The organism is Desulfosporosinus sp. FKA (assembly GCF_002196785.1).
Taxonomy (GTDB): Bacteria; Bacillota; Desulfitobacteriia; order Desulfitobacteriales; family Desulfitobacteriaceae; genus Desulfosporosinus; species Desulfosporosinus acididurans.
In genome coordinates, this window is the sequence record NZ_NAHZ01000031.1 from 349,346 (window position 1) to 363,327 (window position 13,982).

Sequence of the window (13,982 nt, forward strand, 5' to 3'; positions counted from 1 at the left end):
CAGTGGTCAGGAGTAGGCGGGGTCTTTATGAGAATTAGGAATAAGACGGAGGTGTAGTCGTGTGGACGTAACGGGCCCAATGCCTGTATTATATGTAATTTCAGATGCCCTCGGTGAAACGGCCGAGTTTGTAGGCCGGGCGGCTGCAGCACAATTTATCGGTATAAAAACTCGAATCCGAAGAGTTCCCTATGTACGGGATGAGGCGCATCTGGAGGAGATCCTGGAAGAGGCTGTAGCTGAACAGGCAATTTTAGTCTATACCTTGGTATTGAAAGGCCTTAGAGATTATTTAGAGCGAAGAGCTGCTGAGAGAGGCCTGAAAACGGTGGATATTTTAGGCCCTGTGATTGAGGCTCTTTCTAAGCAGACGGGTATGGAACCTACCCATACCCCTAACATTATTCACCGTTTGGATGAGCAGTATTTCCGGAAAGTTGAGGCCATTGAATTCGCCGTCAAATATGATGACGGGAAAGATCCCCGCGGAGTTCTTTATGCGGATGTAGTATTGATTGGAGTTTCTCGGACCTCAAAGACTCCGCTGAGTATGTATCTTGCCCATAAAGGTCTTAAAGCGGCGAATATACCCTTGGTCCCAGAGGTAATACCTCCGGATGAGCTTTATGCAATTTCACCACGAAAAATAATCGGTCTGACTTTGCGGCCTGAGCTTTTGAATCAAATTCGTACTGAGCGCTTGAAAACTCTCGGGTTAGGCGCCTCGGCAGATTACGCGAACTTAGAGCGGATCATGCAAGAATTAGAATATGCGCGTGGAATTATGAAGCGCATAGGATGTCCAGTCGTTGATGCAACAGGCAAAGCAGTTGAAGAAACTGCGAGCATCGTGTTAGAAATATTGTTTAAGGGGGAGCGAAATGGCTAAGAAGTATGTTTATTTATTCCGTGAAGGGAAAGCCTCTATGCGCGACTTGCTGGGTGGAAAAGGAGCTAACTTGGCAGAGATGACCCAAATTGGGCTGCCTGTGCCTCCAGGATTTACTATTACCACAGAGGCCTGCAACGCGTATTATGTCAACGGAGAAAATGTTCCGGATGGGACTTGGGATCAAGTTTGGCCGGCTTTAGCTGAGGTTGAAGCAGCGACCGGAAAACTCTTCGGAGATAAGAAAAATCCGCTTCTTGTTTCGGTAAGGTCTGGAGCAAAATTCTCCATGCCGGGCATGATGGATACCGTACTTAACCTTGGTTTGAATGATGATACTGTCGAAGCCTTAGCAGTTAACACACAAAATGAGCGCTTCGCTTGGGATTGCTACCGCCGTTTTATTCAAATGTTCGGCGATGTGGTGCTTGAGATTGAACATTATTTATTTGAACAGATCTTAGAGAAGGCAAAAGATAAGCAGGGAGTTCGTTTCGATTCGGAGCTTTCCCCCGAAAGCCTGAAATGGATGGTTGGCGAGTACAAAAAACAAATTCAACGCAGTACAGGAAAGCCCTTTCCAATGGATCCGAAAGAACAGCTGCAGCTGGCCGTGTTAGCCGTTTTCCGAAGCTGGAATAACGACCGGGCCAATGTCTATCGCATCATTAATAATATTCCCCACGATATTGGAACGGCTGTCAACGTACAGTCCATGGTCTTTGGCAATATGGGATCAGATTCAGGAACCGGGGTCGCTTTCACCCGCAATCCTTCGACCGGTGAGAAAGCACTTTACGGAGAATACCTGATGAATGCCCAGGGTGAAGATGTGGTAGCAGGGATACGTACGCCCCAGCCTATCGCTACCTTAGCCCAAGAAAACGAAAATATCTACAAACAGTTTGTGGAAAATTCCCAACGCCTCGAGGCTCATTATCGGGATATGCAGGATATTGAATTTACCATTGAACGGGGCAAGCTGTATATGCTGCAAACTCGCAATGGGAAAAGAACGGCTTCGGCAGCTATCCGAGTGGCCGTCGATCTTTACCATGAGGGTATGATTAGTAAAGAAGAAGCAGTCATGCGCATCGAACCTCAGCAACTGGATCATCTGCTTCATCGCCGGATGGATGGAGAAGCAAAACTCCAAATTCTGGCCAAGGGTCTTCCGGCTTCACCAGGTGCCGCTTCCGGCAAAATCGTTTTTAGCGCTGAAGAGGCAGAACGTTTAGGACAATTAGGCGAAAAGGTTATACTTGTCCGTACGGAAACAACTCCTGACGATATCCGTGGAATTTTGGCGGCTCAAGGAATTTTAACCAGCCGCGGTGGTATGACCAGTCATGCAGCGGTAGTATCCCGTCATATGGGAAAACCGGCTGTCTGCGGTTGTGATGCTTTAAAAATTGACTATGCGCAAAAGTTGGTCGCTATCGACGGTGTTGAATATCCGGAAGGAACTCTTTTCTCAATTGATGGGGCAACAGGCCGAGTCATTAAAGGCGAAGTCAAGATGGTTGATCCCGAATTAAGTGAAGGGTTTAAAGAGTTCTTAGGTTGGGCTGATGAAATATCCCGCTTGAAAGTTATGGCCAATGCCGATACTCCGACTGAAGCAACCAATGCCCGGAATTTTGGCGCTGTGGGAATCGGCCTTACGCGAACCGAGCATATGTTTATGGATCCTGAACGGATTCCTATTGTTCAGGAAATGATTCTGGCTCAAACTTTGGAAGAACGAGAAGTTGCTCTGGCTAAATTACTGCCGATGCAAGAAGAAGACTTCTATGGGATTTTAAAAGCGATGGAAGGCTTCCCTGTAACCATTCGTCTCTTGGATCCGCCTTTGCATGAGTTTTTGCCGCATTCTGAAGAGCTGATTGTTGAGATTACGAAACTTCGTATGTCTAAGAGCGATCCGCAAGCTTTAAATGAAAAAGAAAGTTTGTTACGCAAAGTACGCGCTCTATCCGAGCTTAACCCGATGTTAGGCCATCGCGGCTGTCGTCTGGGAGTTTCTTTCCCTGAAATTACAGTCATGCAGGCAAGAGCTATTTTCCAAGCCAGTGCCCGCTTAGTGAAAGAAGGCTGTGATATTCATCCGGAGGTTATGATCCCGCTGACTATGGGCAAAGAAGAGTTTGTGATGATGCGCAAACTGGTTGACGATACGGCCCAAGCGGTTATGAGTGAACAAAATGTTCAAATTAAATATCATGTGGGAACTATGATTGAGGTACCGCGGGCTGCCCTTCTGGCAGATGAAATCGGTAAAGTGGCCGACTTCTTCTCCTTTGGTACGAATGACTTAACTCAGATGACTATGGGCTTATCCCGTGATGATGCCCAAGGTAAGTTCCTGCCTGTTTATCTGGAAAAGAACCTCCTGAAATCAGATCCTTTCGTCGTACTTGACCGCGACGGAGTTGGGAAGTTAATTGATATGGCTGTGAAACTCGGCCGAGGTTCTAACCCGGATATTAGTTTGGGAATTTGCGGTGAACACGGTGGGGAGCCGAATTCAGTGGAATTCTGTCATCTCGTAGGCTTGAATTATGTTTCCTGCTCGCCGTTCCGGGTTCCGATAGCTCGTTTGGCTGCCGCCCAGGCGGCTGTTATCAACAAAGACCAATCAAAATAAGGCAAAAACAGTATAATTTTGAAGTTTCAAAAGCCTTATACACCAAGGCTTTGAAGGTTTAGGTGCAAAAATAGTAGGGGTATTGTCTTTTATGATATTAAGAGACAATACCCTAATTTTATTAATCTTTTTCATTCAGGAACAAAATTACAGTTAGAAAATAGGTATTATGGAACACATTATTGGGTTAATTATAGAACACTTTTTGTGGTAGAATGTCGTATAAAAGTCGGATTAGTTTGGGGGGATCTATATCCGAATCGGATATATCCGAGGTAAAGAAAATAGTCGATTCTACAAGGTACAAATGAACTTTCTAAATAGCTCAAATGTAGAAAAAAGTATTCCACGAGAAAAACCCCGGTAACATTACATTAAATGAGATAATTAATTTCGCAAGGTCAGGCGACATTATTTTTGTTTACAGTATTGAATCGTTAGGGAAAACGTTAAATCCATTATTAGGTTTATCATGTATGCCCATAAGAAGAATATTGCCTTGTACATAAAAAAGGAAAAATTCGATTCGGCTAGTCAGCTTGGGAAATATACATTAAGTATTATAGCTGTACTTGATGAGATAGGTGGTAAAACTGGTTTAATGGAGCGTACAGAAGCTCTATTTGGTAAAGGTAGGATTCCCAGAAAATTGGCAGATTTAAGGGCTTATATGAAGCTAGTTGAGAAGAACGAAATGACGGTAAAAGAAGTTTGCAATAAACTTAATATAGGCAGAACTACTTATTATAGGCGTTGTAAGCAGCTGGAAGATACAATTTTTGAAGGGGTAGAAGATGGAGAAGATACGAGCTTCGACCAAGGCTGCTACAATGGCTTCAATCTCCGCAGGATCTGCAATGGACACTCTCCATTCATCACCTCCCAATGAATTTAACCGGGCATTACCCGGCAGAACCAGCTTTCCGATTTTGTTAGGATCACAGCCTGATAACCTTAATCTAAAATTAGGGATTTCTTGGTTACCAAGATTATTCGGATTTCCTATTGCCACGAGGTGACCACTTTGAATAATAGCCACACTGTCACAAATACGCTGCGCCTCACCAAACCGGTAATTTGAAAGTGAGCTGAAAACACCGTATAATCTAAATGTCAAGAGTTATTGACATTAAATTAATTATAGAATATTATAAAATAATCCCAATAATCATTTGATGTTTAGGTTTAAGGGGTTAATTTATATTATGGTCGGGTATACCATATTTATAAGCAAGTAAATTAATTGAAGACTCTATATGATTCCATTTACTAAAACTATTAAAGCTTTTTAGTAAGCTGAAAATAATATTTAGTCGCTGATGTGGCCTTTATGGTAAATTCATTTAGGAGATGTTATAGTTATGCCAATGAACTCTTATTCAAAAATAAAAAAAATTATTCAGACTCAATTAAATTTAGGAAAAAGTAATTTCGTTATTTTTCCTTTCGGAGAAAAAGGAATGTTAACAAAGGGAATTTTAAATGGGTTATTTAATATAAATGAAGCCTTCATAATTGATAATAACCTTTCGAAAATTAATAAATCAATAAATAATATAGAATATTTAAATAATATTGATTGCACAGAATATACATTTTTAATATCTAGTGATAATTCAAATTATTATCAAGAATTGCGTCAAATGATAGAGAAATATGTTCCGCGTGAGAATATTGTTGACATGTTCCCTAAAACTAATAAAGGTAAATATAGCTATGGACCTATTTGTGATCACTGGTTGGTCGAAAGTGTTGGGGCATTTTGTAGTTTTGCATTGGGGACTGATGTAGTGGAAAACCATCCAACAGGATATATTTCAACACATCCTTTTTTATATATGGGTGTAGATGACGTCTTTCCATACGACTATGCATCAATGCAAGACAATCAATGGTATTTTCCAGATGTGCAACCAAAAGGGCATAGTAATAAACTTAAAAAGAGTATTATCGGTAATGATGTATGGCTAGGCCAAAATGTTATTATTACTAATGGTTCCAATATTGGAAATGGAGTAATTGCTGCCGCTGGTGCTGTGATTACCAAAGATGTTCCAGATTATGCAGTAGTAGCTGGGGTACCTGCCAGGATTATAAAGTTCCGCTATACTAAGGAACAAATAGATGAATTAAATAAGATAGCCTGGTGGAATTGGAGTGATGAAAAAATAAGAGAATGTTATGATGACTTTTATGAAGATATCCAAGTTTTCATTAAGAAGCATAGCAATAAAATGGAGATTTAATAGTTTCAATGTAACAAACCTTATATTATTACTGAAGTTTCGGTCGCGACCGAGCATAGGTCGTGTAATTTAACCAGCTAAAAGCCCTTGAAAAAGCTAGTTAATCGTTAATAACCCAAAAAAATAATGGTATTAGGCTACCTGAAAATTAGATAAACAGGGGTCTATAGGGGTGCGAAACTTCAGAAAGTATAATGGGAATCGATTCGGAAATCCCGCAGTTAGTGCAATTGCTTGAGTCAAAGCAATCGGGATAATAAATTATTAATCAAATTGCCTATTGCCTATTGCCTTGCCAAACTTGCTTTCAACAACAAGGGTAAGTATTAGCAGAATTATTGAACACTCTTAATCCAAATAGTGCAGTGAGACTTATTTAGAGCCTAACGTTCCAATACATGGACATTAGGCTATTTCTATTTTCTAAATTATCGTCAGTAATAAAAATGCGAATGAGACTTTAGTGTTAAAGGCGTCAATAGCGGAGTTGATGGCATTTGCGATAATGCTCGTATCTTTATTGGCGATAGCCTTGCCGGTCGTGTCAGCGATTTCAGGGCCGACTTGTTAATAATGTTAAGGCTAGTCTTGGTGACTTTGATTCAGTGCCGTCTTGTTCAAAGTCTCTACGAAAGACAGCGAATAGCAGCACTGATAAGCCAAGGGGACCATACCCCTTATTCCTGGCTGAAGGTATGGATAAAGATGTATTTATGTGAAGGACAGTTGGAATAGTTATATCTCTTAGAAAATCTGTTTGATTAAAGTCGGCTTTGGTCCAGGATAAAGTGTACGGAAAATCGCTTCTTTAAATAAAAACGATTTCTAACTTGGTGCTTTAAGCGATCGACCTGCCTCTGAATACCAATTTTTGTGATTATCCTTTCAAAAAAGGGAAGTTATTTTTAGAAAACAAAATAATTGTCGAAATTCCGTTAAGTTGATGTCGGTAATCAAGGTTTTTCCATAAATTCACTAAGGTTTTTCATAGAATTGTCGATAAAATAAGTATAAGCGTAAAGTAAATGCTTGTCTTTGAATTAAAACTACTATAGAACAATAAATTAATCCTTAGCTCAGTTGGGTAGAATCGTAAGGGTAGTATTCAGTTAATACTGTCTCTTTGCCCCCATAAATAGCATATAAAAGCTATTTCAACAGTTTTACGGATTAATGAGAGAATTTTAAAAATATAATATCCAAGTCGTGAAATGGACAATGAGATAATCGAAATTCAATGCCTTTGTGACCTTATTGGGTATAGGAAATTAGAAACTACTTAGGGGATCAGCATGACATGCATAGCATGCTCTATAAGTGTTGTATGTATCGAGGAGTGATAAATAAATGCGTAAATATCAACAGAAACAGTTATTAGAGCTTATTGGTACATTGCATGAAGCCAATGTTAAAATAAAGAAATTTTTAGATAAAGAAAATAAAGAAGCGGCTGTGAAGCTCATTCTTGATAGCAATGAATGTGCAATCCAAATTGGCCATTTCATAGAGGAGAATGAAGGAGAAGGTACGGCAACAGTTTCTTATCTGGAACAATACTGTGAACTGTTATATCAGGCTAGTATATCTGTAGACAGCAGCAAGACCTTTAAGCAGATTAAGAAGCAGTTAAGTACAATTGAAAATAGTATCAAGCTTGACTTGAGGGCAGATAGGTTTGAGGCGGTGTTCCTGCCATATAAGGCATCTATGTGGGATTCCATGGAAAGCGTGTGGCTGGCGGCAAAAGATGACCCACAGTGCGATGCCTATGTGATACCAATTCCCTATTATGATATACAACCTGGAAAGGTTCTAGGGAAGATGCATTATGAAGGTGATCAATATCCGGACTATGTACCGATTACGGACTGGCGGCAGTATAAGATTGAAGAAAGGCATCCAGACATCATCTATGTGCATAATCCGTATGATGATACTAACTTAGTAACATCTGTTCATCCGGATTTTTATTGCAAAGAATTAAAGAATTATACTGACTTGCTTGTTTACATTCCCTATTTCGTTTGTTTGGATGATGTACCGGAGCATTTCTGTGTAAACCCGGGTACAATTTATGCGGACAGAGTGATGGTTGAATCAGATAAAATAAGGGACACCTACATCAGGGAATTCCGTAAGTTTGAGAAACAAAACCAATTTGAAGGAATGTTAGGAAAGCCGAAAGAAAAATTTGTGGCACTTGGCTCACCTAAGTTTGATAAAGTATTTACTACGAAAAGAGATGACAGTAGGACACCCGAAGAATGGCTGAAATTGATAGTGAAGCAAGATGGAAGTAGAAAGAAGGTGGTACTATATAATACAAGTCTATCAGGCCTGCTGGAAGGAAATGAGAAGGTATTAACTAAATTACGGTATGTTTTTAATTGTTTCAAGGGGAAGGAAGATGTAGTCTTGCTTTGGAGACCTCACCCGTTATCTGCTTCAACTTATGCGGCTATGCGTCCAACCCTGTTGAATGAATACCAGAAGATTGTTGCGGAGTACAGGCAGGATGGCTGGGGTATCTACAATGACAACTCCAGTTTAGGAGACATTTTGGAAGTGAAGTCTAACAACTTGATTTATGATGACAGCAGTGACTTACACCGCGCAATCGCTTTGAGCGACGCTTATTATGGGGATTGGAGTTCGGTGGTTGAGCTGTATACAGCGACCGGGAAACCAATTATGTGGCAAAATGTTGATGAAACCAGGCAAAACGATGAGCATGGTGATTATCGGATACTGCCTTGGTGTTTCTGTGTTGATGAAAAGTATGTCTGGTTTATTCTCGATCAGTTCGGAATGCTACTGCAGATAGATCTCAGCACATATAAAGTCTCGGAAGTCGACTGGATACCAAACGAAGATAAATTTACGGGAAAGATGTTATATTGGGCAGCAAAAGAGTACCGCGGAAAGATATATTTTTCTCCGGTTAGTGCAAAAGAAATAGCAGTTTACGATATTGATTCAAAGCGGTTTGATAAAATTGCGTTTAGAACACCAGACACTGACATATCAACGTATAGCGAAATATATTGCGGTATCTTTCCGTATGGGGATTATGTGTACTTCATACCTGCTCATGGCAGAAATATTATAAGACTTAATACTCAAACAAACGAACTTGATTTTTATGATGATTGGTATGAAAAGCTGAATTGCATTATGCCATTTCCGTCATCAGGCTCAGACTTACGACTGCACAATGCTCTTGTTCCTTGCTTTGCAAAAGATAGTATATGGCTTGCTGCAGGTTATGGCGCAAATGCGGTAGTTGAGTTTAACTTAAAAACGCACAGTACGACTGTTTATAAAGTAAGTGATAATAATTACCATTATGGAATGATACGATTTGACGGTGAGAATTTTTGGTTATGTCCGTGGGAGTTTCAAGGCGAGCCAATAGTAAAGTGGCATCCAGATAAGGGCGTTTTGAAAGAGTTTTTTGATATCCATACTGGAACAGAGGACAAACCAACGCATCTGTGGCCGAAGTTTTACGGTAATTATTTGCACTTTATTCCTTGGACATCTGAGCATGGTTATAAGATAAATGTCAGGACAGATGAAATTTCGATTGATTCATCTTTTGAGATAGCTGATGCACCAGAGACTTCAGGTAAGTTCTTGTCTGCTCATCTACACGGGAATTTAATTTATACCTTTAATCACTTTACAAACAAATTTGCAGAAATAAACCTTATCACAAGTGAACGTAAGGAGTTCAGCGTGACTTTTTCTGATACTTGCATTCAAATAAAAGACTATTTAGATAGACTTAGATTTGGGTATCAGCCTGAGTGGATATCTAACGATAGAAATAATATTTACTATTGGGAGGGTAAGGAGCGTAGCTTGACAGGCTTTTTGAATTATCTCGTATCTGGTTACGAATATGATAGCGAAGTTCTCAATCCTATACGCAGAGGGATGATTTCGCAACCTGCCGAAAATGCAGGCCGTAACATATACAATTTTTGCAAACAACAGATTTTGAAATAAAGACTCTTCAAAGCAGGTGAATAAATGGTACATGCCTTGATTTTTGCCGGTGGTACCGGTAAAAGAATGAATACACGGACAAAGCCAAAGCAATTTTTGGAGCTTCATGGAAAGCCTGTAATTATATACACGCTTGAACATTTCGAGTTTCATCCGGAAGTGGATAACATCATTGTAGTATGTCTCGAAAATTGGATAAGTAATTTAAAGCACTGGTTGAAGCAGTATGATTTTCACAAGGTTTCGCTGATTGTTCCAGGCAACAGTTTGGGCGGGGACAAGTCCATTTACAACGGGCTGAAAGCAATGGAAAGCAAAGTTTCACCAGCCGATATTGTACTTATCCACGACGGTGTGCGACCTCTCATAAACGCTGAGTTGATATCTGAGAACATCGCTAAAGTAAAGGAAAAAGGAAATGCAATCACGGTTGAATCAGTTTCAGAAAGTGTGGTTCAGCTCAACGGTGATGAGAAGATAGCAAATGTTCCTCCACGCGCGAAAATGTTTTCAGCAAAAGCACCACAGTCTTTTCGTTATGGAGAGATATGGAAACTGTATCAAAGAGCTGCAAGTGAGGGCGTTGGTACGATAGATTCAGCTCATTTGTGCAGCATTTACGGTGTTGAGATGTTTACTGTTAAAAGCACACCTAACAACATTAAAATTACTGCGCCGACCGACTACTACATTTTCAGAGCCTTATATGAAGCGATGGAAAACGAACAGATACTTGGTATTTAGAAAAGCTACACAGTTTCATATTGAGGAGTAATTAATTTGATAGTTAAAAATGTAGCCGGTAAAAGCTTTGCTCTACTAAAACAAGAAATATCCTCAAGAAATGGCAGTGAGTTCATTATTTACGGTGCCGGAACAAACGGTGAGGTTTTCTGTGGATATTTGCAATCGCTCGGCATAGATATTGCTTTTTTTGTGGACAAGCAAGCTGATATCCGTGAATTTGAAGTACTTGGCAAAACGGTTTTGTCGCCCAAAGGTCTATTTAATAATTATAACGACGAAATTGTAATCATTTCACCTGATAACAATAAGGATATTCACACTTGGTTAATTGAAAACTGTATTCCTGAGAGAAATATTATTTTACCCTTCGAAATATTGAACTGGAATATTATTGAGTTAGAATCTGAGAGTTATGAAGGACCTTTTTATCAGAAAGTGCCTATTATTGATAAAAACGCTACATTTTTCACGATAGTCTATAACACCCCTTCGGACTTGCTTCGTAGAGCGATCGAAAGTGTTTTGCGGCAGACTGATAGAAACTTTGAATATTTGATTATTGACAATGGCTCAACTGATGGTTCAGCAGAAATAATCGAGCAATATAGTAGCTTAGACTGCAGGATTAAGGTTGTTACTTTCAAAGAGAATTTATTATGGACAGAATCATTTCTCATTCAGACGCTCGCGGACAACATTTGCGGTAAATATGTCTGCCAATTAGATTCAGATGATTATTACGAGCCGACATTTCTTGAAAAAACATTGAAAGCAGCGAATGAGAATGACGCCGATTTCGTTCAGGTTGGGACGCTGACTTACCCGGAAGATAATTTCAAATACTCCTCGTATACTCAGACATTTGGCAGTAACCGCCTTATACTTGGTAGCGAGATTCAGACATATCTTGCCTTGCGGATTATTAATGTAACTGTGTGGGGGAAACTCTACTCGACTGAAATTTTCCGTAAACTAATTGATAATATGCTCGAATTTGGAGACGAGGAACGAAAGAGTAGATTTCTTCTCGACATTTCTTGGGTAAGCGTATTAGCGGATAACTCTTCGAGGGTTTGCTTGATTGATGAAATCCTTCATATTAGAACTTGGCGAAAAGGAAGCGGAGAGTTTTCCTCCGCAAATATAGCCAACTGGCTAGGGGCAATTTGTTATGCGATTGATGTGTTGGGAAGCAAAATAAATGACGAGGTAGATTTAAGGATTTTTGCTGACTCTGCATTGATGTGGCTTTTTGGACTCAGCAGGAGAAACCTTTCTTTGACAGATTATGACGAAAACTGTTTGAAGCGTCCATATGTAAATGAAATGTTAAAAAGACCGTCTTTCGAACATTTGTCGATGTGAGAACTATTAAAGAGCAGGTGAAAGTGCAATGGATAATAAACTTGATGATGATTTGGTCTCTTACGATGTATACGAATTGGATCTGCGCAGTCTTGAAAAACAGGTTAAAAGTTTGGGGATTACTTCTCTGATAATCTGGGGAGTGGGTGCAAACGGAAAAGAAGCATATAGACTTTTAACCAACATCGGTGTTGAAGTAGATTATTATGTTGATATTAAAGGCGCGCATAACCATAGATCGTTCAAGAAAAGAAAAGTATTATCAGTAGAAGAATTCAAAAAAGAATACAATAATGAATATATTTTGGTGACACCAAGTATTCATTTTGAAATATTGGATTGGCTGGAAAACAATAATATTCCAAAAGAGAAGGTTATAACAGCGTTTTATACTACAGAAAAAATCCATATAGACTTTGGCACAAGACTTCACAATACACATTCTGATGATATTGAATATGCCCAAGTAAGACCGGAAAATCCCGCCGCTACTTTCACATCAATTGTGTATAACACTCCTGAGCACATGTTTCGCAGGGCGATAGAAGGTACATTGCGTCAATCAAGGCGTGACTATATGTATGTGATAATTATAAACGGCGCAACAGATGATTCTCTTGCAATTGCGAACGAGTATGCTAAACTTGATGCTCGTATTGTTGTGATAGATTTGGATAGAAATTACCGTTGGACTGAACCAAAGTTGCTAAACACCATCAAGGATAATATTTACGGGGATTATTGGTGCCAACTCGATTCTGATGACTATTATGTAAACACATTTTTGGAAGAAACCCTAAAATTGGGTTACGAGAATGAAGCTGATATAGTATGTGCAAGAACTTGCCTGTTTTTTGATGACAAGAATTTTAATTCTTTTTATGATAGCAGCAATTTTGATTTTCATGATAGATATTACTTTAATGTTGCTCATCCGTATTGCCATATTTACGGTCATGACAATATTATGACCGCACTTGCTAAGTCATATATTTGTACAACATTTTGGGGTAAGTTGTATAGCAAAGAAGTTTTCAACGCTTTCTTAGAAGATATTTTGGCAATGCCTAATGAAGAAAGAGATTTATATTACAGATTGGATATAGCTTGGACATATCATATTCTGAACATTAGCGAACGCATATACAACAGCGACAAAGTTTTGCACTATGCTTCCCAAAGGGCGACTAATTCGACGTTTACCCTTGCACCTATAGAATGGCTTATGTCGCTTTGTTTGGCTTATAAAAATATCAAACGAGAAATGTACCTGTATTACAAGAAACAAAAAGCCCACAAATATTATAAAAAATTTATAAAGATACATCTGCTTTTTATGATAAACAGAAAAATAGATTTGTTAAGTGCGAAAGCACATCCGTTAAGCGATATGATTATTGAAAATTTAAAGATGCTTTTTGATGATGAGGTTGTAAAGTCAATTTGTAGCAGACAAACCGGAACAAACAAGGCTAAATACAAGAAGTTTTTGAACGATATGGAATCGACAATAAATGAATATGACCTTGAGGTGTGAAAATGATATTCGAACCATTATCCATAAGCGGAGCTTATCTTATAAGAAAAAACATACCTATAGACGAACGCGGTTATTTCTCTCGTATTTTTGATAAAGCCGAGTTTTCTCACGCCGGCGTAAATGCCGATTTTGTTCAAATTAGTTTGTCTCGCAATTATACAAAAGGCACATTACGCGGGCTTCATTCGCAAACAGGTGAATCTGCTGAAGAAAAACTGGTTGTGTGCGCTCAAGGAGAGATTTTTGATGTCTGCGTTGATATGAGAGAAGATTCTCCGACTTATTTACAATACTGTTCGGCAATACTATCCGAGGAAAACGGACAAGCGTTATATGTTCCGAAAGGATGCGCTCATGGTTTTATTTCATTGACTGATAATGTTCAGCTTGTTTATTTTATGACTGCAGAGCATAATCCGCAACTTGAACGAGGTTATAGGTGGGACGACCCTGCTTTAAGTATAAAATGGCCTGTTTCGCCTCAGATAATCTCCGAAAAAGACAGAAACTGGTCGTTGATAGAAAATAGGTGAACTT

General features: G+C 39.2%; 9 protein-coding genes. All 9 read left to right on the top strand.

Going from position 1 to position 13,982, the window contains the following annotated elements:
• The first annotated feature begins 79 nt into the window (after positions 1-79).
• The 9 genes from B5771_RS16690 (at position 80) to rfbC (ending at position 13,978) form a co-directional block, all read left to right on the top strand.
• Positions 80-889 carry a pyruvate, water dikinase regulatory protein gene (locus B5771_RS16690; RefSeq protein WP_088188601.1) on the top strand — a complete coding sequence of 270 codons (810 nt, stop codon included), beginning with the start codon at positions 80-82 and terminating at the stop codon, positions 887-889.
• Entirely contained in the window at positions 882-3,536 is a 2,655-nt protein-coding gene (ppdK, locus tag B5771_RS16695) for a pyruvate, phosphate dikinase (protein WP_088188545.1), read from the top strand. Before B5771_RS16690 ends, ppdK begins: the two co-directional genes overlap by 8 nt.
• A 499-nt stretch (positions 3,537-4,035) precedes the next feature.
• Complete coding sequence (locus B5771_RS16700) at positions 4,036-4,425, top strand: helix-turn-helix domain-containing protein (protein WP_088188546.1); 390 nt, start codon at positions 4,036-4,038, stop codon at positions 4,423-4,425.
• 472 nt (positions 4,426-4,897) lie between these two features.
• On the top strand, positions 4,898-5,782 hold the full coding sequence (locus B5771_RS16705) for a CatB-related O-acetyltransferase (RefSeq protein WP_088188547.1): 885 nt from the start codon (positions 4,898-4,900) through the stop codon (positions 5,780-5,782).
• Positions 5,783-7,129: 1,347 nt separating this feature from the next.
• Entirely contained in the window at positions 7,130-9,793 is a 2,664-nt protein-coding gene (locus B5771_RS24585; RefSeq protein ID WP_207652709.1) for a hypothetical protein, read from the top strand.
• Positions 9,794-9,817: 24 nt separating this feature from the next.
• The gene (locus B5771_RS16715; RefSeq protein WP_088188548.1) at positions 9,818-10,537 is read left to right on the top strand and encodes an IspD/TarI family cytidylyltransferase; all 720 of its coding nucleotides are present in this window, start codon (positions 9,818-9,820) and stop codon (positions 10,535-10,537) included.
• A 36-nt stretch (positions 10,538-10,573) separates the two neighbouring features.
• Positions 10,574-11,905, top strand: a complete 1,332-nt coding sequence (locus B5771_RS16720; RefSeq protein WP_172408298.1) for a glycosyltransferase — start codon at positions 10,574-10,576, stop codon at positions 11,903-11,905.
• Between the two features lie 28 nt (positions 11,906-11,933).
• Positions 11,934-13,442, top strand: coding sequence for a glycosyltransferase family 2 protein (locus B5771_RS16725; protein WP_088188550.1), 1,509 nt, complete (start codon positions 11,934-11,936; stop codon positions 13,440-13,442).
• 2 nt (positions 13,443-13,444) lie between these two features.
• The gene (gene rfbC, locus B5771_RS16730) at positions 13,445-13,978 is read left to right on the top strand and encodes a dTDP-4-dehydrorhamnose 3,5-epimerase (protein WP_088188551.1); all 534 of its coding nucleotides are present in this window, start codon (positions 13,445-13,447) and stop codon (positions 13,976-13,978) included.
• The last annotated feature ends 4 nt before the right edge of the window (positions 13,979-13,982 follow it).